Below are 22,521 nucleotides of genomic sequence, written 5' to 3' on the forward strand. Positions count from 1 at the left end.
CGTTACACCTCCTTCCGTGACTCGTAGGGGGCGCGCCGCCCGGGAGCGGCCGCCAGGAACGGCAGGTGGCCAGGCTGGTCGCCCAGGGCCGTGCCGAGGGCGAAGAGCACGCCCGCCGTTCCGGTCGCGAAATCCATGGAGAGGCGCAGCAGCTGGTCGCCGGGGAACGCCAGTCCCCCGCCGTACGGCAGCGCGTGCCATCTCAAGCCCTTGATGTGCTCCCGCGGGTCGCCCGCGCGGGCCGCGAGCATGCCCGCCCGGCCGGTGAACAGCCCCGACTGGACGAAGAAGCCGGCGTGCCCGGCCAGCCGCAGCTCGGCCAGCGCCGTCGCGAGCTCCTCGTCGTGGTGGTGCTCGAGGTAGCGCTCCAGCACGAGGGCGATGCCGGCCGACCCCTCGTCCAGGTACGGCAGCACCCGCCAGCCCTGGTTCACCTGGAGCGAGCCGTCCGCGGCGTGCCGGCAGCGCCGCAGGTCCTGCCGGAGCGCGGTCGCCGCCAGGTCGAGCAGGGCCCGGTCGCCGGTGTGCTCGTACGCGTGCAGGAACAGCAGCGCGGGCCCCGACGAGCCGTACATGAGCCCGGCCCTCGGATGGGGGCCGCCGCTGAGCTCGGGGACGGGTTCGGCGAGCCGCTCGGCGCAGATGTCCACGGCGCGCAGGGCGAGGTCGGCGCGGCCGAAGTCGAGGAGGTTCAGCCCGATGCCGGACAGGCCGGAGAACAGCGCCGACTCCATCCGCTCCCATTTCTCGCGCAGGCAGACGTCGACCAGCTCGTGCGCGTGCTCGTGGTGTCCGAGCAGGCCCAGGACGTACGCGATGCCGTGCAGCCCGTCGTACAGGCCGAGCCCGGAGCCCTGGACGGGGCGCAGCGCCCGGTCGCGTAACCAGCGCTCGTACTCGGGGAACGGCCCGAGGCCAGCCCGGTGGAGCGCGAAGAGCACGCCGGCCGCGCCGTAGGCCAGGTTGAGCCCGCCGCCCGGCCGGAACTGGGCCACGTCGCCGGGGAAGAGCCGGTCGTCGCGCGCGGGCGTGGCGCCGGCCACGATGGCCCGGCACATCGCGTCCCGCAGCTCGGGCCAGGTGTCCGGCATGATCACGGGCTCGCCGTCTCCGCCGATGGCCGCGACGGCGGCGTCCACCGTCGCCTCCGGCACGGGGAACGTCTCCTTGACGATCTCTCCCAGCTGGGCCGCCTTCGCCCGGTGCAGCGGCAGCATGATCGTGCACTGCGGCGCGAACAGGCCGAGCCGCAGGCAGGCCAGCGCGTAGCGGTCCACGTCCACGCCCTGGCGGTCGGGGGGCGCGATGAAGGCGGGGTGGGCCAGCGCGGCGCGGGCCCCGTCCGCGACGAGGGTGGCGACCTCGTAGTCGATCAGCGCCACCCGGCCCTCGGCGGTCAGCAGGATGTTGTCCGGGTGCAGGTCGCCGAAGACGATCCCGCGCCCGTGCAGCGACTCGACGGCCCGCTCCACGCTCTCCAGCGTCTCGACCGCCCATGCCGTGTAGTCGGCCAGGTCCGGCTCGGTGCGGTCGGCGCGGGTCAGCGGGTAGCGCTGCACGAGCCGCCGCTGCAGCGGCGTCCCGTCCACGAACTCCTGCACGAGGAACTCGTGCTCGCCCAGGGCGAAGTAGCCGAGCAGCGCGGGCACGGCGGGCAGGCCGTCCAGGCGCCGGAGGATGTCGCGTTCGTGGCGGAGCCGGGTGAGGGCGTCGCGTCCGGCCGCGTCGAGCCCGGCGTGCGGCCTGGCCTCCTTGAGCACGACCCGCTCCTCCGTACGCGTGTCCCGCGCGAGGTAGACGCCGCCGCCGTTGGAGAAGTGCAGCACGCTCTCGACCCGGTACGGCAGCCCGGTCGTCGTCACGGCGTTGCGCGCGGCCAGATGCGGCTCCAGGAACCCGGGCAGCGTCGTCCACGGCGGCACCGAGAACGTCGCGCCGCGCACGTCGGGCACCAGCCGCCCGTCGCCGTCCTCGACGGCCAGCACGCGCTCGCCGGAGCCGGACAGGCAGTGCCGCTCGGCGAACCCGCCGTACCTGACGAACAGCGGGCCGGCGCCGTAGCGCAGGTCGCTGAGGATGTACGGGCCCTCGACGCCGCGCAGCAGCTCGTCGAGCTCCTTCAGGACGAGCTCCAGCTGGCCCTCGTCCCTCGGGTAGACGGTGATCAGCTTGCCGCTGGACGCCCGGGAGGCGGCCTTGGAGTTGACCATGACGAGGACGGGGGTGCCGCGCAGGAACTTGAACGCGATCCGGCGCTGCAGGCAGTAGTCCCACACGGCGGCGATGGCCTGCTCGGCGTCCTCCACGCGGGCGGACACGTGGATCTTCCAGCCTTGGGCGGGCAGGGGCGGCTCGTTGTCGGGGGCGTAATAGCACCACGTGTCGGTCAGGGCGGTGGACCAACCGTCGGGCAGGGGTTCACGCAGGATGGGAAAGTCGGCGTCTTCTGCCGTGCCGTGTTCGAGCGAGTCGTAGAAACGCGGATCCACCAGGCAGTACAGCTCGTACTTGTCCATCTGGCGCCGACCTCCAAGGCGTTGTCCCTTAGAGATTGCCGTTGGGGAGGCGATTCGGTCTAGTTACACGTAACAACAGCAAAATATGGTTATTGAAATTGCATTTGTGCGTTTTTCACAATTGGCTATTTCTTTCGTGGAACGTACGCGCTGAAGGTGAACTGCCCGGTCCGGGAGGAGGTGGCCTCGAGCCAGCCGCCGAGGCCGGAGACGCGTTCGGCCAGGTTGAGCAGGCCCTGTCCCGCGTCTTCCGGCCGGCGCGGCGGACGCACGCCGTCGTTCCTGATCGTCAGGCGGACGAGCTGGTCGCGTTCGAGGAGCTGGATCGAGCACTGCCGGGCCTCGGCATGTCTGAGGACGTTCGTCACACCTTCACGCAGCGCGTGTGTGAGCGCCTCCTCCACATCGCCCGGGAGGTCGGGGCAGGACATCTTGATCTGGCAGCGGACCCGTACCGACTCCAGGAGCGAGCGCGCCGAGCCGAGCTCCGCCGCCAGGGAGGAGCTGCGCAGGCCGTGGGCGACGGCCCGGACGTCGGCGGACAGGCTGCGCAGCAGCTCCAGCGTCTCGGACGACTCGTCCCGTGCCCGCCGGTCGCCCTCGGCCACGAGCCGCTCCAGGAGCTGCGCCTTCAGCACCAGGACGGTGAGCCGGTGGCCGACCAGGTCGTGCAGGTCACGGGTGAAGCGGCGGCGCTCCAGGGCGACGGCCTTGCGCATGACCTCGGTACGCGCCTTCGTCAGCCGCGTGACCCGCCTGCCCAGCGTCACCAGCGCGTACTCGACCAGGCCGAGCACCGGGCCGGCGAGCGCCCAGGCGGGATCGATCATCGCCCGCTCCGGCGCGGCCAGGATCACCGGGCCGCAGGCCAGGGCCAGCGCCACCAGCACGATCGAGCGGATCCGGGCCGCCATCACCAGCAGCGCGCCCGACAGCAGGGCGCACACCGGGGTCCACGCCGCGCCGAACACCGTCAGCGGCAGGTACGTCAGCCACGCCTGCACGGCCACGATCCACCACGAGCCCGCCCGCCGTACCGGGGTCTCCATGATGAACCTGACGTGCAGCGTCAGCAGGACGAACAGCGTCACCCCGCCCGCGATCCCCATCCCCGACCGCACCAGACCGAGCTGGACCGGCACCGTCACGCCGACCATCCCCGCCGCCAGCCCGAGGCCGCCCAGCCAGCCGGGGTTCTTCAGTTTGGAACGTGCCCACGACAGGAGCGCACGGTGCGTGGCTTCCACCTCACCCCCGGTATGCGGTTGGGCGCCGGATGCGGCCGTGTCGCGAGAGCCCGCCCGCCGTTGTCTCGCTTCTCCCTAATCGACCCGATCGGGCCCGCCCTGTAAAGGTCATTTCCGCTTTTGGCCACCCATGACTTCCCGTCGGACCGCCGGTTAACCAGACCAATCCGGCTCCTGCCCCTCGTCACCGTCCAGCCTGCCCGCAGACCACCACAATGCCGCCCCTATGGTGGGCCTATGGATTACACCCGACTTGGCAACACCGGCTTGAAAGTTTCGAGGATCTGCCTGGGCATGATGAGCTACGGCGACCCCGCCAGGCAGGAGTGGGCTCTGGCGCGCGACGAGGCCGAGCCGATCATCCGCAGGGCAGCCGACGCGGGCGTGACCTTTTTCGACACGGCGGACGTCTACAGCCAGGGTGCGAGCGAGACCGTGACCGGCGAGGCGCTGCGCGCGATCTTCCGCCGCCGCGAGGACTACGTGCTGGCCACCAAGGTCTACTTCCCCATGGGCAGGGGCGCCAACGACCAGGGCCTGTCGCGCAAGCACATCCACGCGGCCATTGACGCCTCGCTCGATCGGCTCGGCACCGACTACGTGGACCTGTACCAGATCCACCGGTGGGACGACGAGACGCCCATCGAGGAGACCATGGAGGCGCTGCACGACGTGGTCAAGGCGGGCAAGGCCCGCTACATCGGCGCGTCGAGCATGTGGGCCTGGCAGTTCTCCAAGGCGCAGCACGTGGCGGAGAAGAACGGCTGGACGAAGTTCGTCTCGATGCAGAACCACTACAACCTCCTCTACCGGGAGGAGGAGCGGGAGATGCTGCCGCTCTGCGCCGACCAGGGCGTGGGCGTGATCCCGTGGAGCCCGCTGGCGCGCGGCGTGCTGGCCAGGGCCGGCTCGTCCGCGACGACCGCGCGGACCGGGTCGGACGGGCGCATCGACTTCCTGTACGACCCGGAGAACGACAAGACGATCCTCGACCGGGTGGCGCACGTGGCCGGCGAGCGCGGCCTGCCGGCCGCCCAGGTGGCGCTGGCCTGGCTGCTCCACCAGCCTGCCGTGACCGCGCCCATCGTGGGGGCCACGAAGGACCGGCACGTGGACGACGCGGTGGCGGCCGCGTCGGTGTCGCTCTCGGAGGCGGAGCTGGCCCACCTCGGTGAGCCGTACCGCCCCCGTGAGGTGCGCTTCTGACGGTCCTGGATTGTCGGGGCCGACCTTTAGGGTTGTGCCATGCGGGCAAATGAGGAGGCGGCGTCGGCGCTGCAGGAGTACGCGGAGCTGTTCGCGCTCTGCGGCGGCGACGCCTTCCGGGTGCGGAGCTACCAGAAGGCGGCCAAGGCCATCGCGGGGTTCCCCGAGGACATCTCGGTGGTCGACGTGCGCAGCGTCCCCGGGGTGGGCGAGGCGATCGCCAAGAAGATGGAGGAGTTCCTGCAGCGCGGGAGCTTCCGGCAGCTCGACGACCTGCGCGGCCGGGTGCCCGACGGCGTGCGCGCGCTGACGCGGGTGCCGACGCTGGGGCCCAAGACGGCGATCATGCTGTTCGAGGACTACGGCATCGACTCCACGGTGGCCCTGCGCGAGGCGATCACCTCCGGCCGTCTCGACGGCGTCAAGGGCCTCGGCCCCAAGACGCTGGCAAACCTGCTCAAGGGCATCGAGCAGCTCGAGCAGTCCGGCCGCCGCGTCCACGTCGGGGTCGCCATGTCGCTGGCCGAGCAGGTGATGGCCTCGCTGGAGGCCGAGCGCATCGCGTACGCGGGCTCGCTGCGGCGGATGAAGGACACCATCGGCGACATCGACATCCTGGCGGTCGCGCCCGAGTCCATCATGACCGCCTTCCGCGCCCAGCCCTACGTCGCCGAGATCATCGCGGCGGGCGACAAGAAGACCTCGATCCGCACGACGTCCGGCATCCAGGTCGACCTGCGGGTGGTGCCCGCCGAGTCGTGGGGCGCGGCGATGCAGTACTTCACGGGCTCCAAGGAGCACAACGTCGCCATCCGGGAGATGGCGGTGAAGAAGGGCTGGAAGCTGTCGGAGTACGGGCTGTTCGAGGGCGAGCGGGTGATCGCCGCCGCCTCGGAGGAGGACATCTACGACGCGCTCGGCATGCAGTACGTGCCGCCGCCCATGCGCGAGGACGGCGGCGAGGTCAAGGCGGCCCTGCGCGGCGAGCTGCCGGAGCTGGTGGAGCTGGGCGACCTGAAGGGCGACCTGCACACCCATACCAACCTGACCGACGGCATCGCCTCGCTGGAGGACATGGTGGCGGCCGGGCACGCCCGCGGCTACGCCTACTACGCGGTCACCGACCACGCCCCCGACCTGGCGATGCAGCGGATGACGCTGGACAAGGCGCTGGAGCAGCGGGGGCAGGTGGCCGAGCTCCAACGGAAATATCCCGACATGCGGATCCTGCACGGCACGGAGCTCAACATCGCTCCCGACGGGTCGGTCGACTGGCCCGGGGAGGTGCTGGCCGGGTTCGACGTGTGCGTGGCGTCGGTGCACTCGCATTTCGGGATGTCGCGCGACGAGATGACCCGGCGTTTCATCGCCGCCTGCGAAAACCCGTACGTGGACATCATCGGGCACCCGACGACCCGCAAGATCGGCAAGCGTCCGCCCGTGGACGCCGACTGGGACGCGATCTTCCGGGTGGCCGCCCGCACCGGGACCGCCATGGAGATCGACTCCTTCCCCGACCGGTCCGATCTGCCGTCGGACCTGGTGCGGCTGGCCAAGCACCACGGGGTGAAGTTCTCGATCGACAGCGACTCGCACGCGATCCCGCACCTGGCCAACCAGCGGTTCGGGGTGGGGCTTGCGCAGCGGGCCTGGCTGACCACGGACGACGTCATCAACACCTGGCCCCTGGACCGGCTCCTGACATTCCTCGGCCGCTGACCGCCACGCCGCCCTCGGCCGAGCGGGGGCGACTTTCCGGCGGGGGCGGCTTTCCGGCGCGGAAGGCTTTCCGGCGCGGAAGGCTTTCCGGCGCGGGCAGCTTTCCGGCGCGGGCGGTGGAGGCACCGATGTGCTCGGGCCTCGGGAGGTTCTTCGTCGTCGGGGCTGACGTCTCCAGCTCGGCCGGCCGGGGCTCAAGCGCGGCCCGGATGCGGCGGGCCGGCTCGTACCGTACTGATGCCGGAGCGGATTCACGGGGCCGGTTCACCAGCACGCCGGGTGATCGCCAGAATCGCCATGTCGTCATCGCGCGGACCGCCGATCCAGCGCTCGACATCTCGTACCAGCACCTCGACCACCTCCTCCGGCCGCCGGAACGGGCCCCGGCCGGCGAGCCGGCTCACCGGGTCGTAGAACGTCCCGGAACGGCCTCGGGCCTCCGTCACCCCATCGGTGACGAGCAGGAGCGTGCTCCCGGTGGGGAAGGGCCAGTGATCGGGTCGTGCCCGCGGTACGCCCAGGCGGCTCATGCCCAGGGGAAGACTCGGCTCCGCGGGATCCAGGCAGGACACCGTGTCACCCTGAAGGAGGAACGGCGAGGGGTGGCCGCAGTTCAGCAGCCGTACCCGGTCCGCGTCCGAGGTGATCTCGCCGAGCACAGCGGTGACGAACCCCTCCATCCGGACGTTCTCCTCGCGCGAGGAGGCTTCCCTGATCAGTGCGCGCTCCATGCGCTCGGCCAGCATCCCGAGGTCGGCTTCCTGGTCTGCCGCCTCTCGGAACGTGCCGAGCAGGACGGCCACCGTGCCGACCGCGTCCAGGCCCTTGCCTCGCACATCCGCGATCAGCAATCTGGTGCCGTACGGCGTGTCTTGGACGGCGTAGGCGTCTCCGCCGATCAAGGCCTCGATCTGGGCGGCCTTGTAGACCGCGGCGATGGCCAGCGGACCTACCCGTGCCGGTGGTGCGGGCAGCACGGCGCGCTGGACGGCCTCGGCGACGGAACGCACCACTTGCAGCCGGCGGCTGTGGCCGGCGACCACGCGGTTCACCCCGAGGCCTATGAGCGCGGTGAACGCCGCGCTGATCAAGGAGAGTGTGCCGACGGCATGACCGAAGTAGCGATCCTTGATCAACAACACCAGCTGGACCAGGACAACGGCCGCCGCGACCGCGATCGTGTGCCGTCGCGACAGCAGCGCCCCTGCCACCACGACCGCGGCGCCCAGCAGGTAGTCGCCCCAGTAGTAACGCGGGGACAGCAGGTTGAAGACGGAGCCGATGACGATCATGGCGGCCGGTATGAAGGAGACGTACCGGGGCAACCTCGTGAAGAGTGGGTTCATCCGCGCCCCGATCCCGCAGCCGATCGACCTGTGGGGGAAGGCCGCATGACGTCCTCTGGTGGTCCCTGCACGCCATTCCCTCAGGTGCCGGATCTGATCCTTTTCTAGTGAATGTCGAATCGCCTGTCGAGGCGACACTCCCAGGGCGCCCTGAGAGCCGGCCCCTCAGGCGTCGCCTATTCGAACAGGGACGTGTCTCCCGTGCCCCGGCGGAGAATCTCGGGTTCATCCTGCGAGAAGTCGACGACGGTCGTCGGAGTGGCGCCGCATTCGCCGGAGTCGATGACCGCGTCCACCACGTGGTCGAGCCGCTCCTTGATCTCCCAGCCCTGCGTCGAAGGTTCGGTCTCGTCGGGCAGCAGCAGGGTGCTGGACACCAGCGGCTCGCCGAGCTCGGCCAGCAGCGCCTGGGTGACGACGTGATCTGGGATGCGTACGCCGACCGTCTTCTTCCGGGGATGCAGCAGCCGCCGCGGCACCTCCTTGGTCGCGGGAAGGATGAACGTGTAACCGCCGGGAGTCGCCGCCTTGACCTGGCGGAACAGGGCATTGCTCAGGTGAACGAACTGGCCGAATTGGGCGAAGTCACGGCATACCAGGGTGAAGTGGTGGTCGCTGCCAAGGCCGCGGATCTCCCTGATCCGGTCGAGGCCCTCCTTGTTGCCCGGTCGGCATCCGAGGGCATAGCACGAGTCGGTGGGGTAGGCGATGAGCCCGTCCGCCCGCAGGATCTCGACGATCTGGCTGATCAGGCGAGGCTGGGGGTTGTCCGGATGAAGATCGAAGTATCTGGCCACGCCTCGGATCCTAGGGTCCGGCAAACCGTGGCATGACAGGCGACCCCAGGGCGGTACAGTCTCGCCGCCCGGCAGCGTCTCCTGATTCAGGTGGCTGACGTCGGCGAGGAGGGCCGGTCCCCCGGCTCCATGGGCCGTGCCGGGGGTCGGGGTGAAGGGTTCGAGGCTCATCTCATGCCGGGGAGCGGTAGGCCGATCAGCGGCCGGCTTGGCCAGACGCCCGGCTGGGGCCCGGTGAGCGTCACCTGGTCCGCGATGTCCTCGTCGCCGAGTTCCGCGAGCGCGCCACCGCCGCGCTCGCACATCTGGACGAGCCCGCCTGGGCGTCCTGCGGATCAGTACGGGTGGTGGTTCGGCTTGTTCGCCCAGGCGGCGTAGGCCTGGGCGCCGAGCTCGGGATAGATCTGCTCGATCCGGATCTTGCGCTGGTCGAGGGGCCGCTGGAAGTCCTCGTACTGGAAGGCGTCGTCGAAACCGATCTTCCTCGTCGCCTCGAGGTCGGAGCTGAAGTGGACCGCGTCGATCCGCGACCAGTAGATGGCGCTCATGCACATCGGGCACGGAGCCCCGCTCGAGTAGAGGGAGTATCCCATGAGCATCCGGGCCCGCTCGGGCAGGAGGTCGGGCGATCCTTCCGGGCGCGGCACGAGTTCGAGCGTCGAGGTGTTCAGGCGGTCCTCCGCAACGGAGGGCGCCTCCGGGTTCAGGATCTGGATGGCCTTGCGGATGGCCTCGATCTCGCCGTGCGCGGTCGGGTCGCCGGTGAGCAGGACGCGGTTCTGCCCGCGGGCGAGAATCTCCCCGTCCTTGGTGATGACCGCGCCGAACGGGCCGCCCCAGCCGTTCACAACGGACTCCGTGGCGAGTCGCACGGCTTCGGCCATGAATTCCTTCGGTCCCATCTCATAACCTCCGGCAGGTAAATTACGGCTGAAATTTCGTCATGATCGACTGCCGTGCCCGAGCCATTGCCGCCATGCTTCTCCGGGCGGCCGTGGACTATACTTTCCCAGGTGAAGCCTGGTTCGAACCGTGAGGCCTCTGATCGCGGCGTGACCGTGGTCATTTCGTCAAAGGTTCGAGAAGGCCGCGAGGATGATTATCGCCGCTGGCAGCAGAAAACAAATGAGAGCATGCGCTCATTTGCCGGCTTCGAGGGGGCGGAGGCTTATCCGCCGATTCCCGGCGAGCAACCCTCCTGGGTGTCTGTTTTTCGTTTCTCGAGTATCGCCCGGCTGACCGGGTGGCTGAATTCGGAGTCGCGCAGGGCGCTGCTCGACGAGGTCCGGCCGCTGCTGGAGGAGCCGCCGGCGATGGAGGTCCTCGCGGGAAGGACTCCCGACAGCGAAGCGGTCACGGCGGTGATCTCCCACGACGTGCGGCCGGGCCGCGAGGACGACTACACGCGCTGGCAGGACAGGGTCCACAAGGCAGAGGAGAGGTTTCCCGGCTTCCTCGGATTCGAGGCGTTCGCGCCCGTGCCGGGCGTACAGCCGCACTGGGTGGTCATGACCCGGTTCGACACCCGCGAACACCTTGAGAGCTGGCTCGCGTCCGACACCCGCAGAAAGCTCCTGGACGAAGGTCGCGACTGCGTCATCGACTTCGACGTGCGCACCGTCAAGTCGGCGTTCGGCGGCTGGTTCCGGTTCGGCGGCGGAGCTGCCGGGGAGGGCGCTCCGCCCAACTGGAAGCAGGCCATGTGCGTGCTGCTGGCCCTCTATCCGACCGTGATGGCGCTGAACCTGACGGTGAGCCGGGTGCTGACCGGCGCGCGCCTGCCCCCCTACCTCGTCCTGTTCATCGGCAACGTGCTGAGCGTCGCCATCCTCACCTGGGTCCTGATGCCGCTCGTCAACAGGGCCTTCGCGGCATGGCTGCGCCCCGGTGTGCCCCGCTCGTTCCTCGCCGGCGCCGCCGGAGCGCTCGTGATCGTGCTGTGCTACGCGCTGTCCGTCGCCGTCTTCGCCGTGATCACCCGTTAGCGGCGACACACCACCCTGTACCGGCCGTGACCCCTCACCCTCCCCCGGCGGAAACCGTCAGGAAACACCCCCCGCCCTACAAAGGATCCCGCACATCACGAAGGGATCATCACCATGAATCACGCCATTACGGCACGCCTCGCCGGTCTGGCCTGCGCGATGCTGACGCTCGCCGCCGCCGCCACGCCCGCGACCGCCGCCACCCCCGAGGTAGCCAATGTGCAGCAGGCCCTGGACGCACTCGCCCGGACCAGCGGGGTGGTGGGGACGATCGGGGAGGTGTACGTGGACGGGAAGCGCGTCGGCCAGGGCTCGGCGGGTTCGCGGCTGCTCAACGGCAAGGGCGGGCGCATCCCCGCCGGTTCCCGCTACCGGATCGGGTCGCAGACCAAACTGCTGACGGGGACGGTGGCGCTCCAGCTGGTCAAGGAGGGCAGGCTGGGACTGGAGGACAAGCTGAGCGATCTCCTGCCGGAGGTGGCGAGCCGGGACATCGTGGAGCGGGCCGACGAGATCACGGTACGGCAGCTCATCCGGCACACGTCCGGCATCCCGAACTGGTTCGCTCCTGATCTGGTCGACATATACGACTTCACCACCTATTACCCGCCGATCGACCTGGTGAAGAAGTCACGCAGCCAGCCGCGCACCGGGGAGCCTGGCGAGAAGTTCTCCTACTCCAACTCCAACTACACGCTGCTCGGCATGATCATCGAGAAGGTGACCGGCCACTCGCTGGCCTCCGAGTTCGCCCGCCGGCTCTTCGTACCGCTCGGGATGAGCCGTACGTACCTGGCGGTCAAGCCGCCGCAGGGCATCGAGGGCCCGCACGGGCACGGCTACAGCACCGACGACCAAGGCCAGGTGCACGACATGGACCGGCTCAACGCGAGCTACGGGAACGGCTCCGGAGGCGTGATCTCCACCTCGCGCGACATCAGCGCCTTCTACCGCGCCTTCGGCCAGGGCAAACTCCTCCCGCCGGCCCTGCAGAAGCTGCTCACCGATCCGCCGGAGAACGCCCCTTCCCAGCCGCCCCTGTGCGGAGGCGAGCCGGAGCTGCGGGTCATCGCGGGCGGCACCGCCAGCTTCACCTCCGTCACCTTCAGCTCCCCTGACGGCCGCATCCAGTTCGCGACGTCCACCACGACGAACACCCAGGACCCGGCCGCCATCGGCCGAGCCATCAACCAGACGGCGAAGGCCGTCCTCTGCCCCGGCAAGTAGGACAGACCGCCTGCCTGCCACCCAGGTGAGCACACGAGCCCCCGCGAAGCCGAAGCCCACCGAGTCGGCGCCGACCCAGGCGACACCGCACCCCATCCACCCGAGCCGAATCCGGCCGAGCCCGATCCAGCCGAGCCCGATCCAGCCGACGAGGAGGCGCGACTCGCCGCCTGTAGAGCGCAGCCAGCCAACACCCGTGCGACACCCGCCCGCCGCCCGTGCCTCTCGCACGTCGCCACCTCCGACCCCAGCGAGCTGACCGGGCGCCGGACGGCCGGACGCGGAGCGATGAACGCGAGCCTGCGGACGCGGGACGGCCGGACGCGAGCGGAGCGGACGCGAGCGGAGCGGACGCGAGCTGACCGGACGCGGGACGGCGAATGCGGGGCGGCCGGACGCGAGCCGGGCGGGTGCGGGGCGGCCGGATCCGAGCGGGCGGGTGCGGGGCGGCCGGATCCGAGCGGGCGGGTGCGGGCGGATGCATGCGAAACGGACGCGGGCGAACGGGCGGGTGCGAGGGCTGGTGGGAGCGGCGCCGGGGCTCGTTGTGGGAGCGGCGGCTGAGGGTAAGGGGCGGGGTGGAGGAGTGGAACGTTCCCGTACCGGTCGGACAGAATTCGGCAACGAGGGGCGCCACAGGACAGCGTGAAGGGATTAAATGGTTTACAGGTAGGAAATAGCTCTTACGGAGGCGGTGTCCATGAAGCAAGCACTGGCGACGATCGTGAAGCCGCTGCCCGACCACCTGTTCAGGGTGCACGGTGCGAGCGCGGAGATGCGGTGGGAGGCCATGTCGGGGCAGGGATACCACACTCCGAACGCCCGCTTCTTCGTGCGCAACCACACCGCCACGCCGATCATCGACGTCACCACCTGGCGCCTCCTGGTGCACGGGGCGGGCGTTCGATGTCCGCGTGAGTTCGGCTACGACGAGCTGCGGGCCATGCCGTCCCGCACGCTCGACGTGGCCATCGAGTGCGCCGGGAACGGGCGGCGCTTCTACGGCACGCAGCAGCACGAGGCCGCGCCCGGCACGCAGTGGGGGCTCGGGGCGATCGGTGTCGCGCGGTGGCGCGGGGTGCCGCTGAAGTACCTGCTCAAGCAGGCCGGGGTGCTGCCGAGCGCAGTGGACGTGCTGCCCACGGGGCTGGACGCGCCGTTCGAGGGGTACGGGCACGTACGCCGGCCGCTGCCGATCGACAAGGCCATGGACGACGTCCTCGTCGCCTATGAAATGAACGGCGAGCGCCTGCCGCCGGACCACGGATTTCCGGTGCGGCTGGTGGTGCCGGGATGGGTGGGAATAGCATCGATCAAATGGCTGGGTGAAATAGAAGTTTCAACGAAAGAGCTCTTCACGCCATGGAACACGGTCTTTTACCCGGACGTCACGACGCAGCCGGTGAAGAGCGCGTTCGAACTCGCCTGGAATGCGCGCCTGTCCCGCTCCGGCCCGCACATCGTGCGCGGACGGTCATGGTCGGGACAGGGCAGGATCGTCCGGGTGGAGGTCAGCTTCGACGCCGGGCTGAGCTGGCGCCCGGCCGAGCACCACGGGCAGCACCTGGTCAGCGCCTGGCTGCCATGGCACATTTCATGGGCCCCCCGGCGCACGGGGGCGTACGTGCTCATGGCGCGCGCCACCGACGAGAGCGGGGCCACCCAACCCCTGGTCACGCCGCGTCATCCGTTCGGGTACCACTTCGACGCGGTCGTACGGCACCCCGTCGACGTGGTCAATGGATAGGTAATTGTCACCGACCGAGGCTGAGCTGGACATTCACTAAAAGCCGGCACGGCGCACCTGAATTCATCTGAAAGACTCGCGCGGAAACCTTCCAGAAATCCCATCGTGCGACGCTGCACAGATCACGGGAAAAAGGAGAGCAGATGCGCCAGCTGACCGCACTCGACGCCCAGTTCCTCAATGTCGAGACCGCGACCACCGCCGCTCACGTGGCCGGGCTGGCGATCCTCGACCCGGCCGACGGCGCGGTCAACAGGGCCGCGCTGGCCGAGCTCCTCCTCGAACGCCTGCACCTGTCGCCCGCGCTCAGCCTCCGGCTCGCCGCGGTGCCGCTCGGGCTGGACCATCCGTACTGGGCGGAGGACCCCGCGTTCGACCTCGGCAACCACCTGTTCGAGCTGACGCTGCCCGCTCCGGGGGACGACTGGCAGCTCGCGGACGCGGTGGCGGAGATCCACGCGCGGCGGCTGGACCGGGCGCACCCGCTCTGGGAGATGCACCTGATCAACGGGCTGGTGGACGGCCGGGTGGCCGTCTACACCAAGGTCCACCACGCCGCCATCGACGGCGTCTCGGGCGCGGAGACGCTCGCCACCCTGCTCGATCTCACCCCGGACGGTCACCTCAAGAGGCGCGACATCCCGACCGCGAGCGCCGACCACCTCCGCCGCTCCGGCCCCCGTCCCACGCCCGCCGCCGTCCACGTCCAGGTCGCGAACGACACCCGTCCGACGCCCGCCGCCGTCCACGTCCAGGTCGCGAACGACACCCGCCCGACACCCGCCCCCGTCCACGCCACGAACGGCACCCGCGCCCCGGAGGGCGTCCCAGGGCTGGCCGCGATGCTGGCCGGGGCGGCCATGCGGACGGCGACCCACCCCGTGCGGGCCGTCCAGTCGGTCGTCAGGGCGGCCGAGGACCTCGACGCCATCCCGCTGGCGGCGGGCATCCCGGGCGCGAAGCTGATCGCCAAGGCCGCGCGGCTGGTCGCCGGCGACCGGCACGACCGCCCCGAGCTGCCCAGCCTCACCGTCCCCCGCACCCCGTTCAACGGCCCGATCAGCGCCCGCCGCCACCTCTCGTTCGGCTCGCTGTCGCTCAAGGACGTCAAGAACGTCGCCAAGGCCCACGACATGAGCGTCAACGACATCGTCATGAGCCTGTGCACCTCGGCCCTGCGGTCATGGCTGCGCGAGCGCGACGCGCTGCCGGAGGCCCCGCTGATCGTCGCCGTGCCCGTGGCGATCCGTACGGCCGGGGCCAAGGACCTGGTCGGCAACCAGATCTCGGCCATGGTCGCCCCCATGCCCACGAACGTCCCCGACCCCAAGGAGCGGCTGCAGGCCGTCGGCTCCGTCATGGGCCGGGCCAAGCGGCGTTTCGCGCTGGCCCCGGCGACCTGGCTGAGCGAGCTGTGCTCGGTGCTTCCCGCCCCTCTCACCAGCCTGGCCACCCCGGCGATCTTCCGGCTGGCGGGCATGGCGTTCCCGCCCATCAACCTCATCATCAGCAACGTCCCGGGCCCGCAGTTCCCGCTGTATCTGTGCGGCGGGCGGGTGCTGTCGTACTACCCGCTGTCCGTGCTGACCGACGTGAGCGGCGGCCTCAACATCACCTGCTTCTCCTACGACGGCATGCTCGACTTCGGCATCGTGGCCTGCCCCGAGCGGATGGACGACGTGTGGGGCCTGCTCGGCCACCTGCGCACGGCGCTGGACGAGTTGCTAGACGAGCGAGTGGGCGATGAGTTCCGCGACGGCGTCGGGATCGATCTGGTGGCCCGTTAGCTGGCAGAGGTTTTCCTGGTAGAGCAGGACGGCGGCGAACGTGGCCGCCGCCACCTCCAGCCGGGCCAGGTCCCCGCGCGCCCCGGGCAGCGCCAGCTCCAGCGCGAACCTGGAGCGCCTGATCAGCTCGCCGTTCAGCCGCCCGAGCCGCTCCTTGACCGAGCCGTGCGTGTCGGCCTCCCTGAACAGGATGCGCCGCATCGCCGGCGAGGCCCGCAGCGGCAGGCCGCGGGCGAGCTTGGACAGGGTCCGCGCCGGATCGCCCGGCACGGCGTCGACCTCTCGCCCCTCCTCGACCAGCGTGCGCTCGTCGACCAGGGCCACCAGGACGTCGATCTTGCGCGGGAAGTAGTGGAAGATCAGCCCTTTGGGCACTTTCGCGAGCCGCGCGATGACCGCGGTCGGGGTGGCCTCATAGCCGCCGCCCGCGAACAGCTCCTCGGCCGCGTCCAGGATGCGCGTGCGCGCGTCACCGATCACCACAGCTCGCACCATAGCGTCACCCGCGACCGCCCCGCCATCCCGCGGAAGCGAGACACCCGTGTCCACCCGGCGCCGATCGAGGGGGTGCCATCGGGCCTGCTCAAGGGAGGTGCGGATAATGGCGGAATGAGATCGATAGGCACCACGGAGCTGTCCGTTTTCCCGATATCGCTCGGTACGAATGTCTTCGGCTGGACCGCCGACAAGGAGTCCTCTTTCGCCGTCCTGGACGCGTACGTCGAGGGCGGCGGCAACTTCATCGACACCGCCGATGTCTACCCGTACTGGGTGACCGGCGAGTCCACGTCAGAAATGATCATCGGCGAGTGGATGCACGTGCACCGCAACCGTGACTCGCTCGTGCTCGCCACCAAGGTCGGCATGCTGGAGGGCCTGACCGGGCTGTCCCCCGCGACCATCCGGACGGCGGTCGAGGACTCGCTGCGCCGGCTGCGTACCGACTACATCGACCTCTACTGGGCACATGTGGACGACCACGACACGCCGCTGGTGGAGTCGCTGGCGACGTTCGACGCGCTGGTCCACGAGGGCAAGATCCGGTACGTCGGCGCGTCCAACTACGGCGCGGACCGGCTGGCCGAGGCCCTCAAGACCTCCAGTGACGAAGGGCTGACCCGGTATGTGGCGCTGCAGCAGCAGTACAACCTGGTCGAGCGCGGCTACGAGAGCGAGCTGCGGGACGTGGTGGCCCGGGAGGGGCTGTCCAGCACGCCGTACTTCGGGCTGGCGCGCGGCTTCCTGACCGGCAAGTACGCGCCCGGGGTGACCATCGACAGCCCGCGGGCCGGGATGGCGGCCGAGTACCTGCAGAAGGAGCACGGGCGCCGGGCGCTGGAGGCGCTGCTCAAGGTGGCGGCCGAGCAGGAGGTGGCCCCGGCCACGGTGGCGCTGGCCTGGCTCGCCGCCCAGCCGACGATCACGGCCCCGATCGCCAGCGCCCGGGACGTGACGCAGCTCCAGCCGCTGCTGGCGGCCGCCGAGCTGACCCTGACGGAGGAGGAGCTCGCCCTCCTGAACGAGGCCTCCCAAGCCTGACGCATCCGACGGGCCGTGCCTGCGGTCAGCGGGCGCGGTCCGCCAGGGAGAGGCACAGGGCGCGCAGGTCGGCGGCGTCCGGCAGGTGCTCGTCCATCACCGCCACCGCCGCCGCGACGTACCGCTCCGCCTGGGCCTGCGCGGCGGCCCGGCCGCCGGCCTCCTCGACGAGGCGGGCGGCGTGGTGCACGGAGTCCTCGTCCGAGACCCCCTCCGCGAGGAGGTCGGAGAGCTCGCGGGCGGCGGGGTGGTCGGCGGCGAGGGCCGCGAGGACGGGGAACGTCTTCTTGTCGCGCCGCAGGTCGGAGTAGACGGGCTTGCCCGTGACGCGCGGCTCGCCCCAGATGCCCAGCATGTCGTCGACGATCTGGAACGCCACCCCCAGATCGCGCCCGGTCTTCCACATGAGGTCGCCCAGCTCGGGAGCGCCGCCCAGGGCCACCCCCGCCGCCGCGGCGGCCGCCAGCAGGCCGCCCGTCTTGCCCGCGACCATCTCTGTGTATTCGGCGATCGTGACCGCCTTGGGCCCGCGCCACGGCCGGTTCTCGAAGGCCATGTCCGCGGTCTGCCCGTTGACGAGCTCGATCAGCGCCCTCGACAGGTACGTCATCGCCTCGGGCCGTCCGGCGAGCTGGCCGACGGCCAGGGCCAGGAGGGCGTCGCCGGTCAGGAGCGCCGGCCCGACCCCGTAGGCCTTCCAGAGCGCCTCCCGGTGCCGCCGCCGCTCGTCGTGGTCGATGATGTCGTCGTGCGCCAGCGAGAAGGCGTGCACCAGTTCCACCGCCACCGCCGCCGGGAGGGCCGACTCGGCGGTGCCGCCCACGGCCTCGGCGCTGAGCATCGCGATGGCGGGCCGCACACCCTTGCCACCGTCGCCTTGGTGCGGCCTCCCGTCGGCATCCGACCAGCCCAGCGCGAACGCGGCCATCCGGGCGCCCCCCGGGTGCAGGACCGAGACAGCCTCGCGGAGAGCCGGTTCGAGCAGACCCCGGCAGCGGGCCACAGCGCCGCCGCCCAAGGGATGGCTGAGATTCAAACGGTGCTCCTACCCCGGTACGATCTTGAATCTACATGCACAAGCATGTGATACTCCACCCATCGATTGACATTTGTCAGGAAATGTCCACGGCGTGAGACGGACACGGTACGCGATGGAGGAAGCACTCGTGGCGATGGAGGCCGCCCCGCGCGACAGGCAAACCGCCACCCCCTCCCAAATAACGACAAATCGGACAATTTATTATAAATCACTTTTTTCGCGATAAATGTCCGCCTTGCAGAGATCGCATCCTAGATCCGGGAGCGCAGCCATGCCGCACGCCAAGGAACGTCCGTGACCAAGCCCGAAGTCGTTCCCTTTTACCGGGCCATCCCCCGGCTGGTGAGGAACCCCGCCATCGAACTGGCCCGGATGGGCACCGACGCCGCCGGGCGGGTCGTCCGGCTCGACCTCGGCCCCTTCCGCCCTTACCTGATCTCGCATCCGGACCACGTCCAGCAGGTGTTCAAGACGGACTGGACCAACTTCGTGCGCGCGGGCATGTTCTGGCAGCCGCTCCAGCGCCTGATCGGTCAGAGCATCATGGGCGAGGGTGAGGCCTGGGCATCCGCCAGGAAGATCCTCCAGCCGCTCTTCACCGCGCGCTACACGGCCGTACTGGCCGAGGACATGGCCGACATCATCGCCGAGCGCATCGTCGAGCTCGACGACTACGCGCTGACGGGCCGCCCGATCGACGTCGAGCACCAGATGACCTCGATCGTCAACCAGGCCGTCATCAACCTGCTGTTCGGCGGCCGGATCACCCGTGACACCGCCGAACGGCTGGCTCCCGAGTTCGCCACGTGCGCCAGCTCGATCGGCTTCCGCATGCTCTTCCCCTCCGCGCCGTACTCGATCAGGGTCCCGGGCGACCGCGCCTTCCTGCGATCCACGAGGAAGATCCACGAGATCATCAACCCCCTCATCGAGCGGGCGCAGCGCGAGGACACCGAGGGCAAGGAGAGCAAGGAGGTCGTCTCGGCGCTGCTCGCGGCCAGGCTCGAGAAGGAGGGCAAGGCCGACCTGCGGCAGATCCGCGACGACCTGGTGAACGTCTACGGCGCCGCTTCGGAGAACACGGCGATGTCGCTGATGTGGCTGTGGGCCGTGCTGGACGACCACCCGGACGTGAACGCCCGGCTGCAGGAGGAGATCGACCGGGTGATAGGCGGCGGCCCGGTGCGGCCGTCGCACGTCGCCGAGATGCCGTATCTCCGCATGGTCCTGCAGGAGCTCGTGCGGGTCTACCCGAGCGCCTGGGTCGTCCCCCGCCAGACCGTGGCGGACACGGAGATCGGCGGCGTCCGGATCAAGGCCGGCTCGCAGGTGCTGGTCAGCCCGTACGCCACCCACCGGCTGGAGGAGTTCTGGCCCCGGCCGACGGAGTTCGACCCCGAGCGCTGGGACAACGAGAGGTCCGAACGCCGGCACCGCTACTCGTTCATCCCCTTCGGCGCGGGGCCGCACGTCTGCCTCGGCCAGCACCTGTTCTATATCGAGGCATCCCTGTTGATCGCCAACCTGTTCACCAGGTACCGGCCGGCGCTGCCCTACCCGCAGAAGCTGACGCCCCTGGTGGGGGGAGCCACCTTGCGGCCCAAGGAGAAGCTCTTCCTCCAGTTGCACCCGGTCGAACGGAATCGTGCGGCGTGAGCATCGGCGAAATGGCGGACAGCACCGCGGCAGCGGAAGAACTCGTCCAGAGCCTCATGCTCAGGCCGTGGGGGCAGGTTTCGCCCTCGGTCTACGAAACCGGCCGGCTGGTCTCGCTCGCCCCCTGGCTGACCGGCCACCTGGAACGCATCGAGTACCTGATCGACACCCAGCGGCAGGACGGCGCCTGGGGCGCACCCGACGGGTACGGCGTGGTGCCGACCTTGAGCGCCACCGAGGGGATCCTCTCCGCTTTGACGCGCGGGGACCTGGACACGGACGGCGAGCGCCTGGCGGGTGCGGCGGACCGTGGCCTGCGGGTGCTCGCCACCTGGCTGAGCGGCCCGCTCGAGCTGCCCGACATGCCGGCGATCGAGCACATCGTCCCCTCCCTCGTCGACCGCATCAACCAGCACGTCGAGGGCTTACCGGGCCGGGCGCCGATCCCGTTGCCCGAGGCCATGAGCTACGACACGCTCCACGCCGTCAGATCCTGGGTCAAGTCCGGCATGGAGGTGCCGCAGAAGCTGCTCCACGCCCTGGAGATCGCGGCCGACGAGGCCGCCGGAGCGCCCGGCATCCGGCCCACGCCCATCGGCAGTGTCGGCGCCTCTCCCGCGGCGACCGCCGCCTGGCTGGGCGAGGGCGGGGGACCCGACGCGCACGAGCCGGCCCGCGGACACCTGGAGGCGGTGGTCCGGTTGTACGGGGGCCCCGTGCCCGTCGGGCTGCCCATCACCGTGTTCGAGCGAGGCTGGGTGCTGAGCTGGCTGCTCCGGGCGGGCGTGCCCGTCGAGGTGCCGCCGGAGATGGTGGCCGACATCAGAGCGGCCATAGGTCCGGCCGGCACGCCCGCGGGATCCGGGCTGCCCGCCGATGCCGACACGACGTCCGTGGCTCTGTACGCGCTGGCGCTGCTCGGCGCGCCGCACGAACCGGACAGCCTGTGGGGGTTCCGCTCCGGCACCCACTTCTCCACCTGGCCCGGCGAGCAGGGCGTCTCGGTCAGCGTCAACGCGCACGTGCTGGACGCCTTCGGCGAGTACGTCCGCCGCAGGCCCGCCGCCGCACCGCGCTACGACGAGACCATCGCCGAGCTGGCCGCCTGGATCCGGGATTGCCAGGGTCCGGACGGAAACTGGACGGACCGGTGGCACGCGTCGCCGTACTACGCCACCGTCAGCTGCGCGCTGGCGCTCGACGCCTTCGGCGGGGAGGTCTCGCGGGAGGCGGTGCGCGCGGCCGCCGAGTGGACGCTGGAGACTCAGCGGCCGGACGGCTCCTGGGGCCGCTGGGAGGGCACGGCGGAGGAGACCGCGTACGCGATGCAGATCCTGCTGCTGACCCGAGGACGTACGGATCCGCGGCATATCCGTGCGGCGGATCGGGGTCACGAATACCTGTCACGCTCGACCGGCGACGACCACCCCCCGCTCTGGCACGACAAGGACCTGTACGTCCCCCGCGCCGTGACCCGCGCCGCGGTGATCGCGTCGTCGCACCTCAGCCGTCAGGCCCGGGCGCAGGCGGTCTAGCTCCGATGAGCTCCGGCTCAGACGGTCCAAAAATCACCGCCGTCGAAGTAGAAGCCCCAGGTGATCATCATCTGGCGGCGAAGATCTTCTGCCACGCCCGGACAGGACTGCGCGAGCCGGTCCAGCGCCGGGTCACATGCCGTGCGTTCTTCGGCGATCAGTTCCCGCAGAGCGTGCTCGTCGAGCCCGAGCATCTGTGCGTTCAGGTCCGACCACTGGCGGTCGCGGTTGACGGTGCGCAGGTCGTTGACCAGGCGCATGACCCGTTGAGTCGCGTTGGCGGCCTCGATGATCGCCGGCAGGTGCTCGCGAGTGGCTTCCGGTTCGTCGGTGCTGATCAAACGGGAGACTCCGACACAGGTGGAGCCGAAGTTCGCCGCATTGCCCAGATACTCCTGCACGGTGGGTGCGGCGCCGGTCTGCCGGGCCGCGGTCTTCCAATCCCATTCCCGCGCCATCGCATCGAGCATCGCGGCCAACTCGGTGCGCCACACCGGTCCCAGCCGACCGAACGCGGGCGCGTGAGCCAGGTCGTCGCGGATGTGAGCGAGCAGCCGGGCCAGGGGCGTACGCGGGTCCTCGCCGGCGATGACGTCCTTGCATTCCTCGACGATGGCCTGCACCTGGGATCGCTCTGTCGCATCACGGTCGATGGCCGCGTCGAGCGGGAAAATCCAGAACGCCAGCCGGGAGGGACCCCGCAGCACGCCCGGGTCATGGCGCGGGGTGCCATAGACCATCATGTTCGCGATCTGACCAGGGGTGTCGGCGAACTCACCGGTGTCGAAGAGTTCGGGGTAGCACGCGGCGGTGCTGCGAAGGTCACGGGCACATTCCGCCGCTCGGGCGGCCAGCGCATCGGACGAAAGCTCATCAGGGAGGGACGGCGAGGGGCTCATGACGGCTCCTGTCAGGTACTCCCAGCCAAAAGGGATACCAGGGTTGGAAACTGCGCATTGTTCGGAATCGGTTAATGATCACACCGCGACTGAGATGACACAACGCGGGCGGCGCCCACGGCCCACTCCGACCCGGCGAGCGGGAGGGCCGAGCGTGATCTCCGTGGCGGGGAAGCGGGGTTCCGCCGCCCCGCGCCCCGAGGCACCCGATCGCGGAGGACGGGAGCCAGGCCGGCGCATCGGGGCTCGGTCGGCGATGACGGCGGCGTCGCGGGC

General features: G+C 70.1%; 17 protein-coding genes. 9 read left to right on the forward strand and 8 right to left on the reverse strand.

Going from position 1 to position 22,521, the window contains the following annotated elements; all coding sequences use genetic code 11:
• Nucleotides 1–2: 2 nt before the first annotated feature.
• Nucleotides 3–2,516: a class III lanthionine synthetase LanKC gene (gene lanKC, locus AB0J87_RS14095; RefSeq protein ID WP_363965277.1), complete on the reverse strand. Its 2,514-nt coding sequence runs from the start codon at nt 2,514–2,516 to the stop codon at nt 3–5.
• Nucleotides 2,517–2,641: 125 nt separating this feature from the next.
• The gene (locus AB0J87_RS14100; RefSeq protein ID WP_363965279.1) at nt 2,642–3,763 is read right to left on the reverse strand and encodes a histidine kinase; all 1,122 of its coding nucleotides are present in this window, start codon (nt 3,761–3,763) and stop codon (nt 2,642–2,644) included.
• 237 nt (nt 3,764–4,000) lie between these two features.
• On the opposite strand from AB0J87_RS14100, the gene AB0J87_RS14105 reads away from it, so the two are divergent.
• Together AB0J87_RS14105 and polX are read left to right on the forward strand one after the other, a co-directional pair.
• On the forward strand, nt 4,001–4,969 hold the full coding sequence (locus AB0J87_RS14105) for an aldo/keto reductase (RefSeq protein WP_363965281.1): 969 nt from the start codon (nt 4,001–4,003) through the stop codon (nt 4,967–4,969).
• 39 nt (nt 4,970–5,008) lie between these two features.
• Nucleotides 5,009–6,688 (forward strand): DNA polymerase/3'-5' exonuclease PolX, encoded by a 1,680-nt coding sequence (polX, locus tag AB0J87_RS14110; RefSeq protein ID WP_363965283.1) that lies wholly within the window; start codon nt 5,009–5,011, stop codon nt 6,686–6,688.
• A 251-nt stretch (nt 6,689–6,939) separates the two neighbouring features.
• Here the strand turns inward: polX and AB0J87_RS14115 are convergent, their stop codons facing one another.
• The 3 genes from AB0J87_RS14115 to AB0J87_RS14125 all read right to left on the reverse strand — a co-directional run bounded on the left by AB0J87_RS14115 (nt 6,940) and on the right by AB0J87_RS14125 (nt 9,733).
• On the reverse strand, nt 6,940–7,980 hold the full coding sequence (locus tag AB0J87_RS14115) for a PP2C family protein-serine/threonine phosphatase (RefSeq protein ID WP_363965284.1): 1,041 nt from the start codon (nt 7,978–7,980) through the stop codon (nt 6,940–6,942).
• Nucleotides 7,981–8,210: 230 nt separating this feature from the next.
• Nucleotides 8,211–8,831, reverse strand: coding sequence for an L-threonylcarbamoyladenylate synthase (locus AB0J87_RS14120; protein WP_363965286.1), 621 nt, complete (start codon nt 8,829–8,831; stop codon nt 8,211–8,213).
• A gap of 335 nt (nt 8,832–9,166) precedes the next feature.
• Nucleotides 9,167–9,733 carry a nucleoside deaminase gene (locus tag AB0J87_RS14125; protein ID WP_363965288.1) on the reverse strand — a complete coding sequence of 189 codons (567 nt, stop codon included), beginning with the start codon at nt 9,731–9,733 and terminating at the stop codon, nt 9,167–9,169.
• A 111-nt stretch (nt 9,734–9,844) separates the two neighbouring features.
• Here AB0J87_RS14125 and AB0J87_RS14130 point away from each other — a divergent pair, with 111 nt between their 5' ends.
• From AB0J87_RS14130 to AB0J87_RS14145, 4 genes are all read left to right on the forward strand, one after another.
• On the forward strand, nt 9,845–10,816 hold the full coding sequence (locus tag AB0J87_RS14130) for an antibiotic biosynthesis monooxygenase (protein ID WP_363965289.1): 972 nt from the start codon (nt 9,845–9,847) through the stop codon (nt 10,814–10,816).
• Between the two features lie 114 nt (nt 10,817–10,930).
• Entirely contained in the window at nt 10,931–12,043 is a 1,113-nt protein-coding gene (locus tag AB0J87_RS14135) for a serine hydrolase domain-containing protein (RefSeq protein WP_363965291.1), read from the forward strand.
• Nucleotides 12,044–12,743: 700 nt separating this feature from the next.
• Nucleotides 12,744–13,790: a sulfite oxidase gene (locus AB0J87_RS14140; RefSeq protein ID WP_363965292.1), complete on the forward strand. Its 1,047-nt coding sequence runs from the start codon at nt 12,744–12,746 to the stop codon at nt 13,788–13,790.
• A 143-nt stretch (nt 13,791–13,933) separates the two neighbouring features.
• Complete coding sequence (locus AB0J87_RS14145) at nt 13,934–15,577, forward strand: wax ester/triacylglycerol synthase family O-acyltransferase (protein WP_363965293.1); 1,644 nt, start codon at nt 13,934–13,936, stop codon at nt 15,575–15,577.
• On the opposite strand, the gene AB0J87_RS14150 is transcribed toward AB0J87_RS14145, so the two are convergent.
• Nucleotides 15,515–16,060, reverse strand: a complete 546-nt coding sequence (locus AB0J87_RS14150) for a TetR/AcrR family transcriptional regulator (RefSeq protein WP_350722143.1) — start codon at nt 16,058–16,060, stop codon at nt 15,515–15,517. The genes AB0J87_RS14145 and AB0J87_RS14150 overlap by 63 nt on opposite strands.
• Nucleotides 16,061–16,186: 126 nt before the next feature.
• On the opposite strand from AB0J87_RS14150, the gene AB0J87_RS14155 reads away from it, so the two are divergent.
• On the forward strand, nt 16,187–17,116 hold the full coding sequence (locus tag AB0J87_RS14155) for an aldo/keto reductase (RefSeq protein WP_363965294.1): 930 nt from the start codon (nt 16,187–16,189) through the stop codon (nt 17,114–17,116).
• Nucleotides 17,117–17,141: 25 nt separating this feature from the next.
• Here the strand turns inward: AB0J87_RS14155 and AB0J87_RS14160 are convergent, their stop codons facing one another.
• On the reverse strand, nt 17,142–18,152 hold the full coding sequence (locus AB0J87_RS14160) for a polyprenyl synthetase family protein (RefSeq protein WP_363965296.1): 1,011 nt from the start codon (nt 18,150–18,152) through the stop codon (nt 17,142–17,144).
• 297 nt (nt 18,153–18,449) lie between these two features.
• Between AB0J87_RS14160 and AB0J87_RS14165 the strand changes: the two genes are divergently transcribed.
• Nucleotides 18,450–19,811: a cytochrome P450 gene (locus tag AB0J87_RS14165; RefSeq protein WP_363965298.1), complete on the forward strand. Its 1,362-nt coding sequence runs from the start codon at nt 18,450–18,452 to the stop codon at nt 19,809–19,811.
• Between the two features lie 11 nt (nt 19,812–19,822).
• Nucleotides 19,823–21,346 (forward strand): prenyltransferase/squalene oxidase repeat-containing protein, encoded by a 1,524-nt coding sequence (locus AB0J87_RS14170; RefSeq protein ID WP_363965300.1) that lies wholly within the window; start codon nt 19,823–19,825, stop codon nt 21,344–21,346.
• A 17-nt stretch (nt 21,347–21,363) separates the two neighbouring features.
• On the opposite strand, the gene AB0J87_RS14175 is transcribed toward AB0J87_RS14170, so the two are convergent.
• Nucleotides 21,364–22,245 (reverse strand): terpene synthase family protein, encoded by an 882-nt coding sequence (locus tag AB0J87_RS14175; protein ID WP_363965302.1) that lies wholly within the window; start codon nt 22,243–22,245, stop codon nt 21,364–21,366.
• Nucleotides 22,246–22,521: the final 276 nt, after the last annotated feature.

This window comes from Nonomuraea sp. NPDC049625, assembly GCF_040675285.1.
GTDB lineage: Bacteria > Actinomycetota > Actinomycetes > Streptosporangiales > Streptosporangiaceae > Nonomuraea > Nonomuraea angiospora_A.